The organism is Sphingopyxis sp., assembly GCF_050725655.1.
Lineage (GTDB): Bacteria > Pseudomonadota > Alphaproteobacteria > Sphingomonadales > Sphingomonadaceae > Sphingopyxis.
In genome coordinates this window covers 16,426-35,285 of sequence record NZ_JBOHHT010000083.1, presented here as the reverse complement: position 1 = coordinate 35,285, position 18,860 = coordinate 16,426, and the positions used below count along the sequence as shown (strand labels likewise).

The 18,860-nt window shown below is 65.5% G+C and carries 19 protein-coding genes; 6 read left to right on the top strand and 13 right to left on the bottom strand.

The annotated features are described in order from the left end of the window. Positions 1-139: 139 nt before the first annotated feature. Entirely contained in the window at positions 140-568 is a 429-nt protein-coding gene (locus tag ACREBX_RS11845; protein WP_431561947.1) for a c-type cytochrome, read from the bottom strand. After that, a complete protein-coding gene (locus ACREBX_RS11840; protein WP_431561946.1) occupies positions 568-1,209 on the bottom strand; it encodes a c-type cytochrome in 642 nt (213 codons plus the stop codon). The genes ACREBX_RS11845 and ACREBX_RS11840 overlap by 1 nt, the downstream gene beginning before the upstream one ends. Positions 1,210-1,391: 182 nt before the next feature. Here ACREBX_RS11840 and ACREBX_RS11835 point away from each other — a divergent pair, with 182 nt between their 5' ends. Beyond that, the gene (locus tag ACREBX_RS11835; protein WP_431561945.1) at positions 1,392-2,285 is read left to right on the top strand and encodes a prephenate dehydratase; all 894 of its coding nucleotides are present in this window, start codon (positions 1,392-1,394) and stop codon (positions 2,283-2,285) included. 5 nt (positions 2,286-2,290) lie between these two features. On the opposite strand, the gene ACREBX_RS11830 is transcribed toward ACREBX_RS11835, so the two are convergent. From ACREBX_RS11830 to purT, 5 genes are all read right to left on the bottom strand, one after another. Beyond that, the gene (locus ACREBX_RS11830; RefSeq protein ID WP_431561944.1) at positions 2,291-2,965 is read right to left on the bottom strand and encodes a CDP-alcohol phosphatidyltransferase family protein; all 675 of its coding nucleotides are present in this window, start codon (positions 2,963-2,965) and stop codon (positions 2,291-2,293) included. Positions 2,966-3,084: 119 nt separating this feature from the next. Next, positions 3,085-3,588 carry a hypothetical protein gene (locus ACREBX_RS11825; protein ID WP_431561943.1) on the bottom strand — a complete coding sequence of 168 codons (504 nt, stop codon included), beginning with the start codon at positions 3,586-3,588 and terminating at the stop codon, positions 3,085-3,087. Next, positions 3,585-6,395 carry a DNA polymerase I gene (gene polA, locus ACREBX_RS11820; RefSeq protein WP_431561942.1) on the bottom strand — a complete coding sequence of 937 codons (2,811 nt, stop codon included), beginning with the start codon at positions 6,393-6,395 and terminating at the stop codon, positions 3,585-3,587. The genes ACREBX_RS11825 and polA overlap by 4 nt, the downstream gene beginning before the upstream one ends. Before the next feature lie 19 nt (positions 6,396-6,414). Further along, positions 6,415-6,879, bottom strand: a complete 465-nt coding sequence (locus ACREBX_RS11815; RefSeq protein WP_431561941.1) for an AAC(3)-I family aminoglycoside N-acetyltransferase — start codon at positions 6,877-6,879, stop codon at positions 6,415-6,417. Positions 6,880-6,894: 15 nt separating this feature from the next. Next, complete coding sequence (gene purT, locus ACREBX_RS11810; protein WP_431561940.1) at positions 6,895-8,073, bottom strand: formate-dependent phosphoribosylglycinamide formyltransferase; 1,179 nt, start codon at positions 8,071-8,073, stop codon at positions 6,895-6,897. Positions 8,074-8,189: 116 nt separating this feature from the next. On the opposite strand from purT, the gene ACREBX_RS11805 reads away from it, so the two are divergent. Beyond that, positions 8,190-8,672: a methylated-DNA--[protein]-cysteine S-methyltransferase gene (locus ACREBX_RS11805; RefSeq protein WP_431561939.1), complete on the top strand. Its 483-nt coding sequence runs from the start codon at positions 8,190-8,192 to the stop codon at positions 8,670-8,672. Here the strand turns inward: ACREBX_RS11805 and ACREBX_RS11800 are convergent. Next, positions 8,669-9,904: an MFS transporter gene (locus ACREBX_RS11800; RefSeq protein ID WP_431561938.1), complete on the bottom strand. Its 1,236-nt coding sequence runs from the start codon at positions 9,902-9,904 to the stop codon at positions 8,669-8,671. The two genes, ACREBX_RS11805 and ACREBX_RS11800, sit on opposite strands and share 4 nt — an antisense overlap. 135 nt (positions 9,905-10,039) lie before the next feature. On the opposite strand from ACREBX_RS11800, the gene ACREBX_RS11795 reads away from it, so the two are divergent. Together ACREBX_RS11795 and ACREBX_RS11790 are read left to right on the top strand one after the other, a co-directional pair. After that, entirely contained in the window at positions 10,040-10,471 is a 432-nt protein-coding gene (locus ACREBX_RS11795; protein ID WP_431561937.1) for a nuclear transport factor 2 family protein, read from the top strand. A 44-nt stretch (positions 10,472-10,515) separates the two neighbouring features. Continuing rightward, positions 10,516-11,199 (top strand): helix-turn-helix transcriptional regulator, encoded by a 684-nt coding sequence (locus ACREBX_RS11790; RefSeq protein ID WP_431561936.1) that lies wholly within the window; start codon positions 10,516-10,518, stop codon positions 11,197-11,199. Positions 11,200-11,202: 3 nt separating this feature from the next. Here the strand turns inward: ACREBX_RS11790 and ACREBX_RS11785 are convergent, their stop codons facing one another. Together ACREBX_RS11785 and ACREBX_RS11780 are read right to left on the bottom strand one after the other, a co-directional pair. Then, entirely contained in the window at positions 11,203-11,685 is a 483-nt protein-coding gene (locus ACREBX_RS11785; RefSeq protein ID WP_431561935.1) for a GFA family protein, read from the bottom strand. An 88-nt stretch (positions 11,686-11,773) separates the two neighbouring features. Then, complete coding sequence (locus ACREBX_RS11780; protein WP_431561934.1) at positions 11,774-12,478, bottom strand: glutathione S-transferase family protein; 705 nt, start codon at positions 12,476-12,478, stop codon at positions 11,774-11,776. Positions 12,479-12,581: 103 nt separating this feature from the next. On the opposite strand from ACREBX_RS11780, the gene ACREBX_RS11775 reads away from it, so the two are divergent. Further along, positions 12,582-12,935 carry a winged helix-turn-helix transcriptional regulator gene (locus ACREBX_RS11775; protein ID WP_431561933.1) on the top strand — a complete coding sequence of 118 codons (354 nt, stop codon included), beginning with the start codon at positions 12,582-12,584 and terminating at the stop codon, positions 12,933-12,935. An 18-nt stretch (positions 12,936-12,953) separates the two neighbouring features. On the opposite strand, the gene ACREBX_RS11770 is transcribed toward ACREBX_RS11775, so the two are convergent. Continuing rightward, positions 12,954-13,550 carry a YdeI/OmpD-associated family protein gene (locus ACREBX_RS11770; protein WP_431561932.1) on the bottom strand — a complete coding sequence of 199 codons (597 nt, stop codon included), beginning with the start codon at positions 13,548-13,550 and terminating at the stop codon, positions 12,954-12,956. A 4-nt stretch (positions 13,551-13,554) separates the two neighbouring features. Continuing rightward, positions 13,555-15,141: a glutamine-hydrolyzing GMP synthase gene (gene guaA, locus ACREBX_RS11765; protein ID WP_431561931.1), complete on the bottom strand. Its 1,587-nt coding sequence runs from the start codon at positions 15,139-15,141 to the stop codon at positions 13,555-13,557. Between the two features lie 199 nt (positions 15,142-15,340). Between guaA and ACREBX_RS11760 the strand changes: the two genes are divergently transcribed. Continuing rightward, positions 15,341-17,812, top strand: coding sequence for a TonB-dependent receptor plug domain-containing protein (locus tag ACREBX_RS11760; protein WP_431561930.1), 2,472 nt, complete (start codon positions 15,341-15,343; stop codon positions 17,810-17,812). On the opposite strand, the gene ACREBX_RS11755 is transcribed toward ACREBX_RS11760, so the two are convergent. Continuing rightward, the gene (locus tag ACREBX_RS11755; protein ID WP_431561929.1) at positions 17,809-18,858 is read right to left on the bottom strand and encodes a glycosyltransferase family 4 protein; all 1,050 of its coding nucleotides are present in this window, start codon (positions 18,856-18,858) and stop codon (positions 17,809-17,811) included. The genes ACREBX_RS11760 and ACREBX_RS11755 overlap by 4 nt on opposite strands. Between the last annotated feature and the right edge of the window lie 2 nt (positions 18,859-18,860).

The following is an 18,860-nucleotide window of genomic DNA, read 5'->3' as shown; positions in this document are numbered from 1 at the left end:
CTCCCTGTCGCGAAGCGATGGGGAGGGGGACCGCCGCTAAGCGGTGGTGGAGGGGCCGCGACATCGCGCCATTAGCCCCCTCCGTCATCGGCTGCGCCGCTGCCACCTCCCCATCGCTTCGCGACAGGGAGGATCGAAGCTATTTCGACTGTTCTTCCAGATACAGGATCAGCGCCTTGCGATCGGCTTCATCGGGAATGCCGGCGAACGCCATACGCGTCCCCGGTACGGCCATCATCGGTTGCTTGAGATAGGCGTCGAGCGCCGCGTCGTCCCAGACGCCGCCCTTGGCCTTCATTGCGCCCGAATAGGCGAAAACGGGGTGCGCCGCGACGCCGCGGCCAACGACGCCGTGCAGATTGGGGCCGATGCCGTTCGCGCCGCCCTTGTCGACCGTGTGGCACGCGACGCAGCGCCGGAAGACCTGTTCGCCCATCGCTGCAGTGGGTTCGACCATCGGTGCCTCGACGCCGGGTTCGCCGGTCGCCGGGGCTTCGGCCGGCGTTTCGCTTTTGCCGCAACCGGCGAGCGCCAGCGCGCCCGCCAGCAGGACGGGCGCGAGCCGCATTATTTCTTGGCTTCGGCCGGAGCGGGGGTTGCAGCGGCGGGGGCGCCGGCTGCCGGAGCGGCTGCGGTATCTTCAGCCGGTGCAGCGGCTGCGCCCTCCGCCATAGCGGGGGCCGCTTCGGCGGCAGGCAGCGGCAGGTTCGAGCCCTGCGCATTCAGATACACGATCAGATTGGCGCGATCTTCGGCGCTCGACAGGCCCGCGAAGGACATTTTGGTGCCCGGGGCAAATTTGCGCGGGCTGGACAGCCACGCGTTCATCTTTTCGAAGTCCCAGCTGCCGCCCATTCCGGCGAGCGCGGTCGAGAAAGCGAAGCCATGCTTACCATGGCCGATTTCTTCGCCCATCGTGCCGAACAGATTCGGGCCGATGCCGTTGGCGCCGCCCGAAGCGACCGTATGGCACGCGGCGCATTTCGCGAACACCGCTTCGCCCTTCGCCGGATCGGCGGCGGCGAGCAGGTTAGCGAGCGGCACGGCCGATTCGCCGCCACCAGCGCCGGCTTCGGCGTCTTCGATCGGATAACCGGGCTTTTCGGGATTGTGGCTGGCGAACAACATGCTCGACCCGACGGTTAGGCCCAGCGCGCAAATGCCGGCAAACAGCACCCAGCCGGCAATAGTATTGTTGCGATTGTCCATGCTCTAGCAGCCCCGTTTACGGACGCCCGCTTGCCGGGCGCATATTTGATTTGGACGCTCCCTTACTGGTGCGACGACGGCGGCGCAAGGGGATGAAATCGCCCGGGGGAACAGCGCGAGCGCCGGTTGCGTGCTCGCGGCCGGGCGGCTATGCGCCGCCGCTCCAGCTTGGGAAGGCAATCATGGGCAGTTATTCGGCTTCGGCACAGCATCTGGTCGACGAAATGCGCACAGCGGCGCTCGCCGAACCCGCGCGCGGGCTGGCGTTTCAGGGCGCGCCGGGTGCGAACAGCGACCTTGCTGCACGCGAATATGACCCGAATTCGCTGCCGCTGCCCTGCTATGCGTTTCAGGACGCGATCGATGCGGTGCGCGACGGCCGCGTCGACCGCGCGATCATCCCGATCGAAAACAGCCTGCACGGCCGCGTGGCCGACATCCACTTCCTGCTGCCCGAATCCGGTTTGTCGATCGTCGGCGAGCATTTCCTGCCGATCCGATACGGCCTGATGAGCCGGGACCTTGGCCCGGTGACGCGCGCGATGAGCCATGAGCAGGCGCTCGGCCAATGCCGCCACTGGCTGCGCGCCAACAACATCGCCCCGGTCGCGCACAGCGATACCGCTGGTGCCGCCGCGTGGGTCGCCGACAGCGACGAGGTCGGCCTCGCCGCGCTCGCGCCGCCGCACGCCGCCGAACTCTACGGGCTGACGCTCCACGGCACGGGGATGGAGGACGCCGATCACAACACGACGCGCTTCGTCATCCTCGCGCGCGAACCGCTGGCCGACCGCGCTGCGATCGAAGGCCCGGTGATGACCACGTTCATGTTCGAGGTGAAGAATGTCCCCGCCGCGCTCTACAAGGCGCTCGGCGGCTTTGCGACTAACGGCGTCAACATGACCAAGCTCGAAAGCTATCAGACGGGCGACAGCTTCGCCGCGACGCAATTTTATGCCGATATCGTCGGTGCGCCGGGCGAGGAACGGATCGACCGCGCGCTCGAGGAGCTGGACTTCCAGACCAAGTCGTTGCGCCTTCTCGGCACCTATGCGCAGGCGCGCGTACGCCCCTAAATCCGTTAGCCGCCGCGGCGGCGGAGCATTCGTGCAGTGGCCGACGTCTGGACGATGAACAGCGTCACGAGGATGCTCGAGACGACAAGCGCGAACAGGTCGAAGGCCGAAAAATTGGTGCCGTGGATGTCGCCGCCACCGATGATCGGCATCGAAATCGTCATCGCCATCAGCATCAGGCGCAGTTCGGTCGGGCCGCCCGCCATATAGGACAGGCGGAATTCGCCGACGACCTTGGCCGCGATGAAGGTGTGGATCGACAGCAGGAAATAGCCGATCACCGCCATCAGCGCGACGTCGAGCCGCATATAGGGACTCATCCCGATCGCGCTGATCATCAGCAATGTCGCGAGCGCGTCGACGCTATGGTCGACGAAATAGCCATAGTTGGGGCGCTCGATACCGCGCCAGCGCGCTAGGCTGCCGTCAAGCGAATCGCCGAACCAGTTGACGATATAGCCAAGGAGCGAGAGGCCGAGCCATTCGCTGTCGAACCAGCTGAGCACATAACCCGCCGCGACGAGCACCGCGCCGGCAAAGCCGAGCGTGGTGAGCTGATCGGGGGTGACCCAGCCCGGAAGGCGCGCGCACAGCCAGTTGAGAAGACGGCGTTCGCTGCGCGCGAGGATATTCTGCTGGATGCGGACCGGCGCCTTGGCGACGGGTTCGAACTTGCTCATGAGGACCCTTTATTGCCGGCTGTCACAAAAGTGCCGGCCGGATGTCATCGCGGCGTCATAGAGGCAAAGTCGCGTTTGCGAAAGGGCAGGGTGGTCGGTGTGCCGCGTGTGTGCGACGATCAGTCCTGCCAGGGACCGATTTCGCCCACATCGCCGACTGCGCGATAGCGTACCGCGTCGTCGACCCAGGCAACCTCCCACATCGGCGCCGGGCGCGCCCATTCGCCGATCACGAACAGGGGCAGCTTGTTCGCGGCGACGAACGCAAGGTCATCGGGGGTGGGGCCGGGGAGGGTGGTTTCGTACCGCTGGTGAATGCGGATGACCGCAAGCGTCGTCGCGGGGGGTGCCGGAAGCGACTTGCGCACCGGAAAGCCGATGCTGGCGGCGACGACCGGATAGCCTTTGTCGTCGCGTGCGATCAGCAACACCTTGTCGGCGTTCGCATAGGGTCCGCCGACCGCACGGCCGACGACCTTGCGCCCCGCTATCGCGGCGAATTCGCGCAGGTCGGTGTCGGCAATCGGCGACGGGCGCGCGGGCGCTGAAGCGACGGCGGCTTCGGGAGGCGCGGGGGCGGGATCGGCGGCGAGCGCCGCAACGAACAGCAGCGCGGCGATCAATGCGCTTCGCCCCAACTCTTGCCGGTGCCGACCTCGACTTCGAGCGGGACCGAGAGTTTGAGCGCGGGTTCGGCGGCGCCCGACATCACTGCGCGGATCACTGCGCCCGCGGCATCGGCCTTGTCCTCGGGCGCCTCGAACACGAGTTCGTCGTGGACCTGCAGCAGCATCTTGACGTCGGAGAGCCCGGCGTCGGCGAGCGCTTTCGGCATCCGCGCCATCGCGCGCTTGATCAGGTCGGCGCTGGTGCCCTGGATCGGCGCGTTGATCGCGGCGCGCTCGCTGCCCGCGCGTTCGTTCTGGTTCGCCGCCTTGATGCGCGGGAACCAGGTTTTGCGGCCGAACAACGTCTCGGTATAGCCTTTCGCGCGGACGCCTTCGAGCGTGTCGGTGATATAGTCCGAAATGCCGGGGAAGCGCTCGAAATAACGCGCGATCAGCGCCTGCGCCTCGTCGGGCGTAACTTCGAGCCGGCCCGCAAGACCCCAGCGCGAAATGCCATAGAGGATCGAGAAGTTGACCGTCTTTGCCTTGCCGCGCGTGTCGCGGTTGACCTCGCCGAACAATTCGATCGCGGTTGCGCTGTGAATGTCGTCGCCGCGGGCAAAGGCTTCCTTGAGTTCGGGGACGTCGGCCATATGCGCCGCGAGCCGCAGTTCGATCTGGCTATAGTCGGCTGCGATCAGCACATGGCCGGGCGCCGCGATGAAGGCATCGCGAATCTGGCGCCCGGTCTCGGTGCGGATCGGGATATTCTGCAGGTTCGGGTCGGTCGACGACAGCCGCCCCGTCTGCGCGCCGACAAGGCTGTAGCTCGTATGGACGCGCCCGGTCGTGACGTTGATCTGCTGCTGCAGCGCGTCGGTATAGGTCGACTTCAGCTTCGCAAGCTGGCGCCACTCCAGTATCTTGCGCGCAATCGGTACGCCGTCGCGTTCCAATCGTTCGAGCTCGCTCTGATCGGTCGACCAGTCGCCCGACTTGCCCTTGCGCCCGCCTTTCAGGCCAAGCTTGTCGAAGAGGATCTCGCCGAGCTGCTTGGGGCTGCCGATCGCGAAGGGCTGGCCGGCGAGGGCGTGAATCTCGCCCTCGATACGCAGCATTTCGGTCGCGAACTCACCCGACAATCTGGCAAGATATTCGCGGTCGACCATGATGCCGGCGCGCTCCATCCCTTCGACGATCGAGGCGAGCGGGCGGTCGACCATCTCGTAGACGCGGGTGCCGCCCTCGATCGGCAGGCGCAGCTTGAGCAATTTCCACAGGCGCAGCGCGACGTCGGCATCTTCGGCGGCATATTCGGTTGCGCGGTCGAGTTGCACTTCGGCAAAGCTGATCTGCGATTTGCCGGTGCCGCACATTTCCTTGAAGGTCAGGCAGGTGTGGTCGAGGTGGAGCTTCGCCAGTTCATCGAGCCCGTGCTGATGCTTGCCCGCGTCGAGCGCAAAGCTCATCACCAGCGTGTCGTCATAGGGCGCGATGGTGACCCCGTGCTGCGCGAGCACGCCGATGTCATATTTGAGGTTGTGCCCGACCTTCAGCACCGCGTCGTCGGCGAACAGCGCGTGGAGGCGCCCGATCGCGACATCCATTGCGATCTGCTCGGGCTTTTCGGCGAACATGTCGGTGCCGCCGTGGCCGAGCGGGATATAACAGGCGCGGCCCGGCGCGGTCGCCATGCTGACGCCGACGAGGCGGCCGGTGACGCTATCGAGGCTCGCGGTTTCGGTGTCGACCCCGACGACATGCGCGGCGCGCGCTTCGGCGATCCAGCGGTCGAGCGCCTCGACCGTCGTGACGCATTCATAGGCGGACCGGTCGATGGGCGGCATGGCGGGCAGCGTCGGCGTCGACGGCCCGGCGGGCGCGACAACGGGCGCGGCGTTCGCGCGCGGGAAGGTCGGCGGCCCGCCCGGCGTCGCGCCAAGGTCGAGCTTCGCCGATAGCGAACGGAAACCATGCTCGTCGAGGAAGAGCTTGAGCGGTTCGGGCGGGATCGAACCCAGCTTCAGATCATCCAGCGCGTCGATCAGCGGAATGTCGCGCTTGAGTTCGACCAAGACGCGCGACAGTTCGGCCATCGCGCGATGCTCGATCAGATTGTCGCGCAGCTTCGACGCCTTCATCGTTTCGGCACCGTCGAGTGCGCCGATCAGGTCGCCATATTCCTGGATCAGCTTGGTCGCCGTCTTCGGCCCGACGCCGCGGACGCCGGGGACATTGTCGACGCTGTCGCCCATCAGCGCGAGCACGTCGCCGACGAGGTCGGGTACGACGCCGAACTTCTCGTCGACCGCCTCCAGCCCGAGGCGGACATTCTTCATCGTGTCGAGCATGTCGACCTGCGGGCCCTCGGCTGGCTCGCGGATCAACTGCATCAAATCCTTGTCGCTGCTGACGATCGTCACGTCCCAGCCCGCGGCGACCGCAGCCTCGGTATAGCTCGCGATCAGATCGTCGGCCTCGAAACCCGCCATTTCGATGCACGGCAGCGAGAAAGCGCGCGTCGCGTCGCGGATCAGCGGGAATTGCGGGCGCAGATCCTCGGGCGGCTCGGGGCGGTTCGCCTTATATTGATCGTAGATCTCGTTGCGGAACGACTGGCTGCTATGATCGAGGATCACCGCAAGATGCGTCGGCCCATCGGCGTCGTGCAGATCCTTGGCGAGCTTCCACAGCATCGTCGTGTAGCCATAGACCGCACCGACAGGCACCCCCTTGGGGTTCGTCAGCGGCGGCAGACGGTGATAGGCGCGGAAGATGTAGCTGGAGCCATCGACCAGATAGAGATGATTCTTCTCGGACATGGCGGGGATGTAGCGCGGCCTAAGGGCGCGGTCGAGGTGGCAGGTCGAAATGCATCACATCCTCGCGCGCGCCGAGCTTGGTGTAGAGCGCGACCGCCGGATCGTCACCATAGTCGGCCTGGACGAAGACCGCCCACGCGCCCGTGGTCGTGGCGATATGCTGCAGCTCCGCGATCAGCGCGATGGCGATGCCGCGGCGGCGATGGGCTTCGTCTACCGCGAGGTCGTAGAGATAGATTTCGCTGCGCGCCTGTTCGAGCTTGGGGAGTTCATAGGCGGTGAGACCGCCGACGATGCGGCCGTCGGTTTCGGCGACGAGGACGATGATCGCATCCTTGCCGAGCTGACGCGCGAGCCATTCGTCGTCGGGGCGGTCACAGCGATAGGTTGGCGCGTCCCCGAATGCCTCGGCATAGAGCGCGTTGAGCGCGCGCATCGTGGCGATGTCGGCGGTGCCAAGGCGGCGGACGCGATGATCCATCATGTTAGTCCCTTGGCTTTAGCGATATTCGATCCGGAGCTTTGCCGCCGCCACGACCGCCGCGGCGCGCGCATCGTCGGTGGTTCCGCCGACAACCTTCGCCAGCGCGACCCCCATGCGGCGATAGGGGCGCGTGACGGGCTTGCCAAAGATGCGCGCGTCGATCGACGTTTCGGCATTTGGCGACGTCAGCGCGTCGGCGAGACCGGTGATCGCGAAATCCGCGGCGTCGCGGTCGGCGAGCAGGACCGCACTCGCGCTCGCATCGGGAACGGCAATGGCAGGAATCGGCAGTCCGAGGATCGCGCGCGCGTGGAGGTCGAATTCGGAGAGCGGCTGCGAGATCAGCGTCACCATGCCCGTGTCGTGCGGGCGCGGGCTGAGTTCCGAAAAGATCACCTCGTCGCCCTTCACGAAATATTCGACGCCGAAGATGCCATGGCCGCCGAGCGAATCGACGACCTTGGTCGCCATCTCCTGCGCTGCGACGAGCGCGGCGTCGGACATCGCGGCGGGCTGCCAGCTTTCGCGATAATCGCCGCGTTCCTGCCGGTGGCCGATCGGCGGACAGAAGCTGACGCCATCCTTGTGACGAACGGTGAGCAAGGTGATCTCGTAATCGAAATCGATAAAGGCCTCGGCAATCACGCGCAGCCGGTCGCCGCGCATCCCCGCCGCGGCATAGTCCCACGCGGCGTCGATGCCGCTCGCGTCCTTGACCGTGCTCTGGCCCTTGCCCGACGACGACATGACGGGTTTGACGACGAGCGGAAAGCCGATGCGTGCCGCCGCCGCGGCCAGCTCTTCGCGGCTCGTCGCATATTCAAAGGTCGAGGTTTTGAGGCCGAGTTCGCTCGCCGCGAGGTCGCGGATCGCGTCGCGGTTCATCGTTAGTTGCGCCGCGCGCGCCGAGGGGACAACATGGAAACCCTCGACTTCGACTTCGGCGAGGATTTCGGTGCGGATCGCCTCGACCTCGGGCACAATATGGTCGGGCCGATGCTTTTCGATCGTGGCGCGAAGCGCGTCGCCGTCGAGCATCGAAAACACTTCATATCCGTCGGCGACCTGCATCGCGGGCGCGCCTTCATAGCTGTCGCACGCGATCACGCGGCATCCGAGCCGCTTCGCCGAAATCACGAACTCGCGCCCGAGTTCGCCCGAGCCGAGGAGAAGGATGGTGGCGGTGGGGGTCATGTCAAACTTTCCATCGATGTTGGGCGCAAGATTCGGGACGCATCGCTGTGCAGCCTCCGCCATATGAATTTCAGCATCAAAGTGCGACAGCGAATGACATCCAAAGGAACGATCCCGTGACCTATTTTTCCAAAACCATCTGGTCGCCGGTCGGCGAATTGACCCTCGTCGCCGACGACCACGGCCTGGCCGCCATCCTGTGGGATGATGACAAGCCCGATCGGGTTCGGCTCGGTGCGTTGCGCGAAAAGGCGGACCATCCGATATTGCTCGAAACCGAGCGGCAGCTCGCGCAATATTTCGCCGGCGAACGCCGCACCTTCGACGTGCCCCTGTCCTTCGCCGGGACCGATTTCCAGAAGCGCGTCTGGGCCGCCTTGCTCGCAATCCCGTTCGGCGAGACGCGCAGCTATGGCGAGATCGCGGATCAGCTCGGCGCCCCCGGAGCTTCGCGCGCGGTGGGTGCCGCCAACGGCCGCAATCCCATTTCGATCATCGCGCCGTGCCACCGCGTCGTCGGGTCGACCGGAAAGTTGACCGGCTTTGCCGGCGGGCTCGAGGCGAAGCGGTTTCTACTCGACCTCGAACAAGTGGCTTAAAGATCGACCGTACGGATTTCGGGGATCATCTTCCACCACAGTAAAGCCCCCAGCATCGATAGCGCGGCCGCCGTCGCAAAGGCATAGCCATAGCCGCCGAGATAATCGACGATCAGTCCCGTGACGATCGGCCCGACGATGCCCGAAATATTGCCGAGCGCATTCTGCACCCCGATCCAGCTGCCCGCCGCGCGTGGCCCCGCGAAAATCTGGCCGACGGCGAAGATGTTCGTGGCGATCAGCCCGGCGCCGAAGCCCGCGACCGCCAGCCACACCGCGAGCATCGCATAGCCGTCGGCGATCGCGATGCCGGCGATCGCCGTGCCGATGGCGAACTGCCCCGCGACCATCAGCCAGCGGCGAACCTCGCCTTCATTGGCGCCCTTCGCGACCATCCGGTCGGACAGCCAGCCGCCCGCGAGCGCGACGACACCTTGCGTCGTGAAGCTCAGCGTCGTGAGCACGGTCATTTCGCCGATCGAATAACCGCGCGTATTGACGAGGTAGAGCGGCAGCCAGGCGAGCAGGAAGTAAAAGCCGTAGTTAGACAGGAAATGGACGACGCTCATCTTCCACAGCGCCGGCACGCGGAGCAGGCGGCGGATCGAAACCCTCTCGCTCGCCGGAGCCGCTTGTGCGCGTGCCCGCATCGATGCCGCGGCGAATTGCCAGGGAATAAGCCACAGCAGCGTCACGGCGCCGAAAATCCAGAAAACCGGTCGCCACCCCCATTCGCCGAGGATCGCGCCGCCAGCGAGCACGCCAATTGCCGGGCCAAAGGCGATGGCCGCGGAAACCGATGCATTCGCGATGCCGCGCCGTTCGATCGGCACCTCGGCGGCGAAAATCTTGCTGCTACCCGGAAAAGCGATGCTCTCGCCCAGCCCGAGGAACAGCCGCAGGACAATCAGCGATATCAGCCCGCCCGCGAAACCGGTCAGCGCGGTGCTGATCGCCCAGATCGCGACCCCCAGTGCAAAGACGCGGTAAACGCAAAAACGGTCGCAGAGCCAGCCGACGAACAGGCAGGCGGGCGCATAGACCCAGAAGAAGGCCGAAACCGCGAAGCCGAATCCCGTCGCCGACAGCCCCAGCTCTTCCTTCATCAGCGGCGCTGCGACGCCGATCGCGCCGCGATCGACATAGTTGAGGAGCACCGACAGCGCGATCAGGACGACGACCCACGTCACGCGTTTTCCGCCAGCCCGGCCTTCGATCGACTGTGTCGCCATATTCCAGCGCTCCCCTGCCCGGGGACAGGGCTATCAGATGGAGGGCCGCGCGCCAGCGAAAATTGGCGCACGTTTGTTCAACGCGTTCGCCAACCGGCCCGCTAATCTTCCCCGTGACAGCATGGGAGAAAGCATATGGCCGCCACCGCACAAATCGAACGCCCCCTTTCCGTTGCCGCCCTGTTCGACCGTTATCATGTCGGCTGGGAAACGAAGGATCCCGACCTGATCGCCTCGCTCCATTCGCAGGACACGGTCTTCGCGCTCCACGACGGCACCGAACCCGTGACGGGGCGCGAACGGCTGCGCGAACATTGCCGGCAATTGTTCGCGACCTTCGATTTCTCGCAGGAAATGGGACGGCGGCTCTACGACGACGATCATTGGGTGTTCGAATGGACGATGCTGCTCGCGCTGACCGAACCGGGCGGCGCGCCTTTCACCGCGCGCGTCGGGATGCTCGACGTCGTCACCCTGAACGATGCGGGCGAAGTGGTACGCAAGGACGTCTATCCGAACGGGCGCGAGATGTACGGTGCCTTCGTGCGCGCCGGGATCGAGCGTTAGCGCGGCGCTTGCGCCCGGCGCCCGACCGGCAGATAATCCCAGCGATGTCCGAGCCGCTCTCCCCTTTCCGGAATTCGCTGCTGCCGGTTGACGTCGCCTCGCTTGCGCCGCACGCCAACCCGGTCACCGGGATATTGATGGGGCGCGGCGGCCCGCTGCGGCTGACGCTGGACGGGGTGGCGGTCGAGGGCGACATGCTGCTGATCCGCCCCGGCGTCGTGCATGGCATCGCCTTGCCCGCGCGCGGCGCCGACATCCTCTATCTCGATGGTCTCGCCTTTCCGTTCGACGTTCCGCTGGCGCGCGCGCTGGACGGGAAGCTGGCCGAATTGGCGGGCGCGGTGCTGGATGGCGCGGCCGATGCCGCCGACGAACTGCGCGGGCGGTTGACCGCCGCTGCGGCCCCGCCGTTGCTGTGCGTCGCCGATGCCGTGCGCGCGATTTACGCCGACCCGATGCGGCGCATGCCGCAGGACGAGCTGGCGCAGCGGCTCGGCATGGAACGCACGCGGGCGTTGCGCCACTTCAGGGCGGCGACCGGACAGGGCTTTCGCGAATTCAAGCGCTGGTCGGCGATGCAATTTGCCGCGCAGCAGATGAAGCAGGGCGCGCTCGTTCGCACCGCGGCGATGGACGCCGGCTTTGCCGACACCGCACATCTGTCGCGCGTCTTTCGCGAAACCTTCGGCCTCACGCCCAGCGCGGCGATCGGCGCGCTCCGGGCTTAGGGATCAGGCAGGCCAGCGGTCGGTGTCGTGGTCCGGATGCTGGTGGTTGCTCGCCTTGATCGCGCCGACAAGGTTGCTCATCACGTCTTCGGTGGTGCCCTCGGCCTTGATCGGCAGATCCTCGAACAGCGACAGCTGGCCTTCGATCCCGAACTGGACTTGCGGCGGGAACGCCGACGGATCGTCGAACGACCCGGTCGTCAGGTTGACATGCTTGCTCCCGGCATAGTCATAAGTGAGCGGCGTCCCGCAGTCGCGGCAGAAACCGCGCGCCGCCTTGTCCGAACTGTTGAAGGTAGCGGGCGCGCCGCGCGTCCATGTGATCGCATCACGCGGCACGCCGATCAGTGCGATGAAGAAATTGCCCGCCGCCTTCTGGCACATCCGGCAATGACAGATGTGCGAGCTGTCGAGCACCGCGGTGACATGATAGCGCACTGCGCCGCACTGGCAGCCGCCCGACGCTTCGGTTTCGATCCTGTCCATGGCGCCTTGCTATCAAAGGTGGCGGGCACTCACAATCTCGCAAGCGGGGAAGCGGTGCGCGGCGGCGCCGCGCCGCGCATCCGCCCCATCAGGCACCGTAACGCTCGATCACTTCGGCGAGCGGGATATGGCCGAGGCAGAGGCCGCCCCCCGGCGCCGTCTCGCCGCTTTCGAGCGCGGTGGCATAGGCGACGCCCGGATCGGCCTCCAGCCTTGCGCGCAGCGCCGCGAGCTTTGGCCAGCGAACGGGCTCGGCGACCTCGTGAAACTCCAGCCAGCGCGCGACCCCGATGAACAGCGCATCGGCCAGCGTCGGCCGGTCGCCGACCAGATAGGGACCGTCGCCGACCATTTCTTCCAGCCGGTCGTGGCGTCCGATCACCGCTTCCTTGCCCCATTCGCGGAGCGACGCTTGCAGGGCGGGGCGCGGCGGGTCCATTTCGAGTGCGACCCAAAGCGGGGTAAAAGCCCCCGTGAAGCCGGTGTTGATGAACGCCATGACCTGCCGCATCCGGTCGCCCTCGGGCGACAGCGGATCGGGGCTGATCCGCCGTTCGTCGTCGCGCCCCGCGAGCCAGTGGGCGATCGCCATCGTCTCGGTCAGCGACGCGCCCTGGTCCGTAACCAGCGCAGGCGTCTCGTGCCGTGCGTTGATACGGGCATAGGTCGGCTCGCGCATTTCGCCGAGCATGTCGACGCGGCACAGGCGATAAGGTTTGCCCAGCCATTCGAGGGCCGCGACAAGGCCCATGGAACTTCCCAGCGGGAAGCCATAGATAAGGATCGGTTCCAATGTATTACTCCATCTTCTTGAGGGGGAGCTGCGCAGCGAAACCAGATATAGGGCGCGCCGTCCGCGCGTAAATTACGCACCTTTTTGTAACCATGAGGCATTGATGAAAAATCTGGTTTCGCGCTGTCCGATCGAGGAAGTGATGCAGGTGCTGAGCGGCCGCTGGCCGACGCTGCTGATCTATTATCTCAGCGACGGGACAAAACGCTTCGGCGACCTGCGCCGCGACAATCCGACGATTTCGCACAAGATGCTGACGCTCGAACTGCGCAAGCTCGAGGATGCCGGGATCGTCCAGCGTACCGAGTTCGAGGGCTATCCCCGGCGGGTCGAGTATGATCTGACCCCCGACGGCGAACGGCTCGTGCCGCTGATCGATGCGCTCGGCGACTGGTGGGATGCGTCGGCGGGCGGGGTCGATGCCGACGACACTATCGTCACCGCGGGCGACGGCTGAGACCGCCTCGCGGCGGCGTCACTTCGCTTTTTGGGGGTGAAAAGTCTCGCCGCGCTTCAGCATCGCGACAAGGTCGACAATCTTCTTTTTCCGGCCGACGTCGGTCTTGATATTACCCAGGCGAAAGATCAGCGCGAAGCGGTTCTGCGCGGTGAGCTTTTCCAGCATGGCCTTGGCCTCGGGTTCGGGATCGATCGCCGCCTGCAGGTCGCCCGGAATTTCCGATCCCTTGACGCGATAGGCACGATCCCAGCGGCCATCGGCCTTCGCGGCCTCGACCTGTTTCAGCCCATGCCCGGTCATCCGACCCTCGGCGGTCAGCCGCGCGACATTGTCGATGTTGATCTGGCTCCAGACGCTTTTCGGGGCGCGCGACGTATAGCGTTGGAGGAAGCTTTTTTCGTCGAAGGATTTGCGGATGGCGTCGATCCATCCCCAGCACAGCGCCGCATGGATCGCCTGTTCGGCGGTGATCGACGCGAGGCCCGACTTGACCTTGTGGATCTTGATCCACACCTCGCGTTCGGTGGCGTGATGCGCGGCCAGCCAGTCATAGAAACCGTCCATGTCCACAAATTCGTGAACCTTGTCGGGGTCTACTTGGACGGCCGCCATGCCCCTATTCCCACTCGATCGTGCCCGGCGGTTTCGACGTATAGTCGTACACCACGCGGTTGATGCCCTGCACCTCGTTGATGATGCGCGTCGCGCAGCGGCTGAGGAAGCTCGCGTCGAAGGGATAGATGTCGGCGGTCATGCCATCGGTCGAGGTCACCGCACGCAGCGCGCAAACCTGGTCGTAGGTGCGGTAGTCGCCCATCACCCCGACTGTGCGGACGGGAAGGAGCACCGCAAATGCCTGCCAGATCTCGTCATAGAGGCCGGCGTTCCGGATTTCCTCGAGATAGATGGCGTCGGCCTTGCGCAATATGTCGCAGCTTGCCTTCGTCACTTCGCCCGGAATGCGGATCGCGAGACCGGGGCCGGGGAAAGGGTGGCGACCGACGAAGACGTCGGGGAGGCCGAGTTCCTTGCCGAGCAGGCGGACTTCGTCCTTGAACAGTTCGCGCAGCGGTTCGACGAGCGCCATTTTCATGCGTTCGGGCAAGCCGCCGACATTGTGGTGACTCTTGATCGTCACGCTCGGTCCGCCGGTGAAGCTGACGCTCTCGATCACGTCGGGATATAGCGTGCCCTGTGCGAGGAAATCGGCGCCGCCCAGTTTTTTGGCTTCTTCGTCGAAGACATCGATGAAGGTCTTGCCGATGAACTTGCGCTTGGCTTCGGGATCGGAAACGCCGGCCAGCCCCGTCATGAAGCGTTCCTCGGCATCGACGACGACCAGCGGGATATTATAATGGTCGCGGAACAGGCGCTCGACCTGTTCGCGTTCGTTGAGGCGGAGCAGGCCATGATCGACGAACACGCAGGTCAGTTGATGCCCGATGGCTTCGTGGAGCAGCACCGCGGCAACCGCGCTGTCGACCCCGCCCGACAGGCCGCAGAGCACGCGCTGGTCGCCGACCTGGGCGCGGATGTCGGCAATCTTGTTGGCGCGGAATTCAGCCATCGTCCAGTCGCCGGCGAGCCCGCAGATCTTGTGGACGAAATTGGACAAAAGCTTTGCCCCGTCGGGGGTATGAACCACCTCGGGGTGAAACATCGTCGTGTAATAGCGCTTCGTCTCGTTGACGCAGATCGCGAACGGCGCATTGGGCGAGGTGCCGACAATCTCGAACCCCTCGGGTGCCTCGGTGACGCGGTCGCCATGGCTCATCCACACCGGATATTTGCTGCCCACTTCCCAAAAGCCGTCGAACAGAGGGCTCGCTTTCAGGATTTCGACGTCGGCGCGCCCAAACTCCGCGGCGTGGCCGCCTTCGACCGTGCCGCCCAACTGGACGCACAAAGTCTGCTGGCCGTAACAGATTGCAAGGATCGGCAGCCCGCTGTCGATAATGACCTGCGGCGCGCGAGGACTGCCTTCATCGGTGACCGAGGCCGGGCCGCCCGAGAAGATCACCCCTTTGGGCTGCATCCGTTCGAACGCCTCGGCGGCGCTGTTGAACGGCGCGATCTCGCTATAGACGCCGGCTTCGCGGACGCGGCGGGCGATGAGCTGGGTCACCTGGCTGCCGAAATCGACGATCAGGATGGATTCGCCAATATCGGCTTTGGACGGAGCGGAAGAGACTGGAGTCGGCATGGGTGGCCGATAAGGGCGAAGGCTCATGCTGTCCAGCGGTCGATATGGACGGCCCGTCGAACCGGCATGGCCTCGACACATTGTTGCGACAATTGCGCGACATAGATGAACCGCGAACAAAGCGCGGCGTCAGCGGGCGTTAAGCGCTGGCATGCAAATAAAACACGAAGACAGAAAAGAAACAAAGGCTCTCCCTCCAATGAATAGCATCCGCCTTCCCATTTCCGCACGCGCTGCCTTGCTGGCGGCCGGGGCTTCGTTCGCGCTGCCGGCGATGGCCGAAGCGCCGATCGGCCCGCCCGCGGCTGCCGCCGTGGCCGAACAGCCCGCCGAGCCCGCCGCAGCTGCGCCCGAAACGGTCGAGGACGCTTATGACGATTACAGCGACGACGAGATCGTCGTCACCGCGCCGCGCCTCGCGGGTCAGCTCGACACCGACATCAAGGCCGAGGCCGAACTCGATGAGGCGGCGATCGCGAGCTATGGCGTGTCGAACGTCTCCGAACTGCTCGACGCGCTCGCCCCCCAGACGCGTTCGGGGCGTGGGCGCGGTGGCGGGCGGCCGATCATTCTCGTCAACGGCCGCCGCATCGGCGGCTTCGGCGAAGTGCGCAACCTGCCCCCCGAAGCGATCGCCAAGGTCGAGGTCTTCCCCGAGGAAGTCGCGCTGCAATATGGCTATTCGGCCGACGAGCGCGTCGTCAACATGGTGCTCAAACCCAATTTCCGTCAGGTCGCGATCGAGGGAGAGGGCGGCATCCCGACGCAGGGCGGGCGCTTCCAGAGCGAGATTCAGCCGAGCTTCCTGATGATCGGCGAAAATGGACGCCTCAACGTCAACGCCGGCTGGGAACATAAATCGATGCTGCTCGAAAGCGAGCGGAACCTCGATTATGCTTCCGACGAGGCTGGCCAAGCCCTGGCCGCGAGCGCTGCGGCACGCAGCCTGCTCGGCGCGTCGGACGAATATTCGGTCGACGCCACGATCCAGCGCAGCCTGAACAAGCTCACCGACGCGTCGGTCAATGTGCGCTTCGACCAGACCGACAGCCTGTCGCTGCTCGGTCCCGGCGTCGGCGGTGTCGACGATCCGCTCGAACGCGACAGCCGCAGCCGCAATCTCACCACCACCGCCAGCGTCAACGGTATGCTCGGCGACTGGCGCTGGTCGGTGTCGGGCAATTATGCCGACGCCGATCAACTCACTTTCACCGACCGCATCAGCGGCACCCGCGACCGCTTCGAGAGCAGCCAGCAGACGTTCGGCGGCAACGCCAATCTGTCGGGCACGGTGACCGACGGCTGGGCGGGGCCGATCCGCCTGTCGATGACCGGCAGCTATTCGGGTCTGCGTTTCGACAGCCAGTCGGACAATGCGAACGCCATCACGAACACCTACCTTGCGCGCGACCTGCCGGGTGTGTTCGGCTCGCTGACGGTGCCGCTGCTCGACCCCGAATATGAGGTCGGCAATATCGGCCGCGTCTCGCTGACGCTGAGCGGACAGGTGCAGAATCCCAGCGACTTTGATGCGCTCAAAAGCTGGGGCGCGAACCTCAACTGGGGCGTCACCGACAATCTCTCGCTGATCGCGAGCTTCAACCAGGACGAGGCGGCGCCCGGCATCCAGCAACTCGGTGCCGCGCCGTTGGTAACCCCCGCAGTTACCTATTACGACTTTTCGACCGGGCAGACGGTGCAGATCACGACAACGACGGGGGGCAATCCCTTCCTGCTCGCCGAAACGCGCCGCGACCTGAAACTCGGCCTCAACTGGTCGCCGCCGATGGTCGAGGGGCTGAATTTCTCGGTCAACTACAACCGGAACAAGAGCAACGACACGGCCAACTCGTTCCCGTTACTCACGCCCGAGATCGAAGCCGCTTTTCCCGATCGCGTCACGCGCGACGAAAATGGCGTGCTGATCGCGCTCGACCAGCGGCCGGTCAATTTCGACCAGTCCGAAAATTCGCAGATCCGCTGGGGCCTCAACTTTGGCAAGAGTTTTGGCCAGCAGCAAGAGCGCGGTCCCGGTGCGCGCGGTCCCGGTGGTGGACGTCCCGACGGCGCAGGCGCGCGCGAAGGCGGCGGACGGGGCGACGGTGCAGGCCGTCAGCGTAGGGGCGGCGGTGGCGGCCCGCGCATGGGCGGCCGCGGTGGCGGCGGCCCCGGCGGCATGTTCGGTGGTCCGCAGGGCGGGCGTTGGCAGGTATCGCTCTACCACACGATCAAACTGACCGATAAAGTCCTGATCCGTCCGGGCGTTCCCGAACTCGACCTGCTCAATGGCTCGGCGACGGGCAGCGGCGGCGGCAGCAACCGTCATCTGTTCGAGCTCGACGGCGGGCTGTTCAACAAGGGCATGGGCGTGCGGCTCAGCGCCAAATATGACAGCGGCAGTACGGTGACGGGCGGCACCGCGGGCGATCTGAAGTTCGGCGACCTCGCGACCTTCAATCTGCGCTTCTTCGTCGACCTGAACCAGAAGGCGAAGCTGACCGAGAAGCTGCCATTCCTCAAGGGATCGCGCCTGCGTCTTGCGGTCGACAATATCTTCGACGCCCAGCGCAAGATCACCGACGCGAACGGCCGTGTGCCGCTCAACTACCAGCCGGGCTATATCGACCCGCTTGGCCGCTATATCGAACTGGAGTGGCGCAAGACCTTCTAGGCGGCGAGCCGCGCGCCGGCGATGGCTTCGCGCGGCGGTTCCGATGGGACAAAGGTCAGCGCTTTTGCGAACTGCGCGGTGCAGCTCGTCCAGTTGTACCGTGCACCCAGCGCTTCGGCGTCGGCACGGCTGCACGCGAGCGCCATGTCGATCGCGCGGCCAAGATCCTCGTTGAGCGCGCCGGCGCCGCCCGTCACGATGTCGCCCGGACCCGGCACGGGATAGGCGGCGACGGGTGTGCCGCAGCTCATGGCCTCGATGATGACGAGGCCGAAGGTGTCGGTGCGGCTGGGAAAGACGAAGACGTCGGCGCCCGCATAGGCCGAGGCCAGTGCTTCGCCGCCAAGCTTGCCGAGGAACAGCGCGTCCGGATGCTGCGCTCTGAGGTCGGCGAGCGCGGGCCCTTCGCCGACGATGACTTTCGTGCCCGGCCGGTCGGTCGCCAGAAAGGCGCCGATGTTCTTTTCGACCGCCACGCGGCCGACGTAAAGCTGGATCGGCCGCGCCAGCTTTTCATAGGCCGGATGCGGCGCGCGATCGGGGCGGAACAGGTCGTGGTCGACCCCGCGTTCCCACATCATCGTCTGACCCAGCCCCTGGTCGGCGAGTTCGCGCGCCAGGCTGCGCGTCGCGACCATGATGTGCCGCGCCGGGCGGTGGAACCAGCGGATGAAGCGCCAGACAAAGGTGGGCGAGACCGGCAGCCGCGCCGCGACATATTCGGGAAAGCGCGTGTGATAGGCGGTGGTGAAGGGGAATTTATTCTTCAGGCACCAGCGCCGCGCTGCCATGCCGAGCGGCCCTTCGGTCGAGATATGGATCGCCTGCGGTGCGAAGGCGCGAATATGCCGCGCGACCTTGCGCCGGCCCGCCAGCGCGAGCCGGATTTCGGGATAGGAGGGGCAGGGGAAGGAGCGGAACAGGTCGGGCGAAACGATCCCGACCTCATGCCCCGCGGCGCGCAGTTCGGCGACCGTCGCCTGCAATGTGCGGACGACGCCGTTGACCTGCGGCTCCCACGCGTCGGTGACGATTATTATCCGCATGC

What these genes read in the sequence shown, in the direction of transcription:
- purT (WP_431561940.1), bottom strand. Translation starts at nt 8,073, where the DNA reads ATGACCCCCACCGCCACCATCCTTCTCCTCGGCTCGGGCGAACTCGGG.
- ACREBX_RS11840 (WP_431561946.1), bottom strand. Translation starts at nt 1,209, where the DNA reads ATGGACAATCGCAACAATACTATTGCCGGCTGGGTGCTGTTTGCCGGC.
- ACREBX_RS11830 (WP_431561944.1), bottom strand. Translation starts at nt 2,965, where the DNA reads ATGAGCAAGTTCGAACCCGTCGCCAAGGCGCCGGTCCGCATCCAGCAG.
- guaA (WP_431561931.1), bottom strand. Translation starts at nt 15,141, where the DNA reads ATGCCGACTCCAGTCTCTTCCGCTCCGTCCAAAGCCGATATTGGCGAA.
- ACREBX_RS11795 (WP_431561937.1), top strand. Translation starts at nt 10,040, where the DNA reads ATGGCCGCCACCGCACAAATCGAACGCCCCCTTTCCGTTGCCGCCCTG.
- ACREBX_RS11770 (WP_431561932.1), bottom strand. Translation starts at nt 13,550, where the DNA reads ATGGCGGCCGTCCAAGTAGACCCCGACAAGGTTCACGAATTTGTGGAC.
- ACREBX_RS11835 (WP_431561945.1), top strand. Translation starts at nt 1,392, where the DNA reads ATGGGCAGTTATTCGGCTTCGGCACAGCATCTGGTCGACGAAATGCGC.
- ACREBX_RS11785 (WP_431561935.1), bottom strand. Translation starts at nt 11,685, where the DNA reads ATGGACAGGATCGAAACCGAAGCGTCGGGCGGCTGCCAGTGCGGCGCA.
- ACREBX_RS11800 (WP_431561938.1), bottom strand. Translation starts at nt 9,904, where the DNA reads ATGGCGACACAGTCGATCGAAGGCCGGGCTGGCGGAAAACGCGTGACG.
- polA (WP_431561942.1), bottom strand. Translation starts at nt 6,395, where the DNA reads ATGTCCGAGAAGAATCATCTCTATCTGGTCGATGGCTCCAGCTACATC.
- ACREBX_RS11775 (WP_431561933.1), top strand. Translation starts at nt 12,582, where the DNA reads ATGAAAAATCTGGTTTCGCGCTGTCCGATCGAGGAAGTGATGCAGGTG.
- ACREBX_RS11815 (WP_431561941.1), bottom strand. Translation starts at nt 6,879, where the DNA reads ATGATGGATCATCGCGTCCGCCGCCTTGGCACCGCCGACATCGCCACG.
- ACREBX_RS11760 (WP_431561930.1), top strand. Translation starts at nt 15,341, where the DNA reads ATGAATAGCATCCGCCTTCCCATTTCCGCACGCGCTGCCTTGCTGGCG.
- ACREBX_RS11845 (WP_431561947.1), bottom strand. Translation starts at nt 568, where the DNA reads ATGCGGCTCGCGCCCGTCCTGCTGGCGGGCGCGCTGGCGCTCGCCGGT.
- ACREBX_RS11755 (WP_431561929.1), bottom strand. Translation starts at nt 18,858, where the DNA reads ATGCGGATAATAATCGTCACCGACGCGTGGGAGCCGCAGGTCAACGGC.
- ACREBX_RS11790 (WP_431561936.1), top strand. Translation starts at nt 10,516, where the DNA reads ATGTCCGAGCCGCTCTCCCCTTTCCGGAATTCGCTGCTGCCGGTTGAC.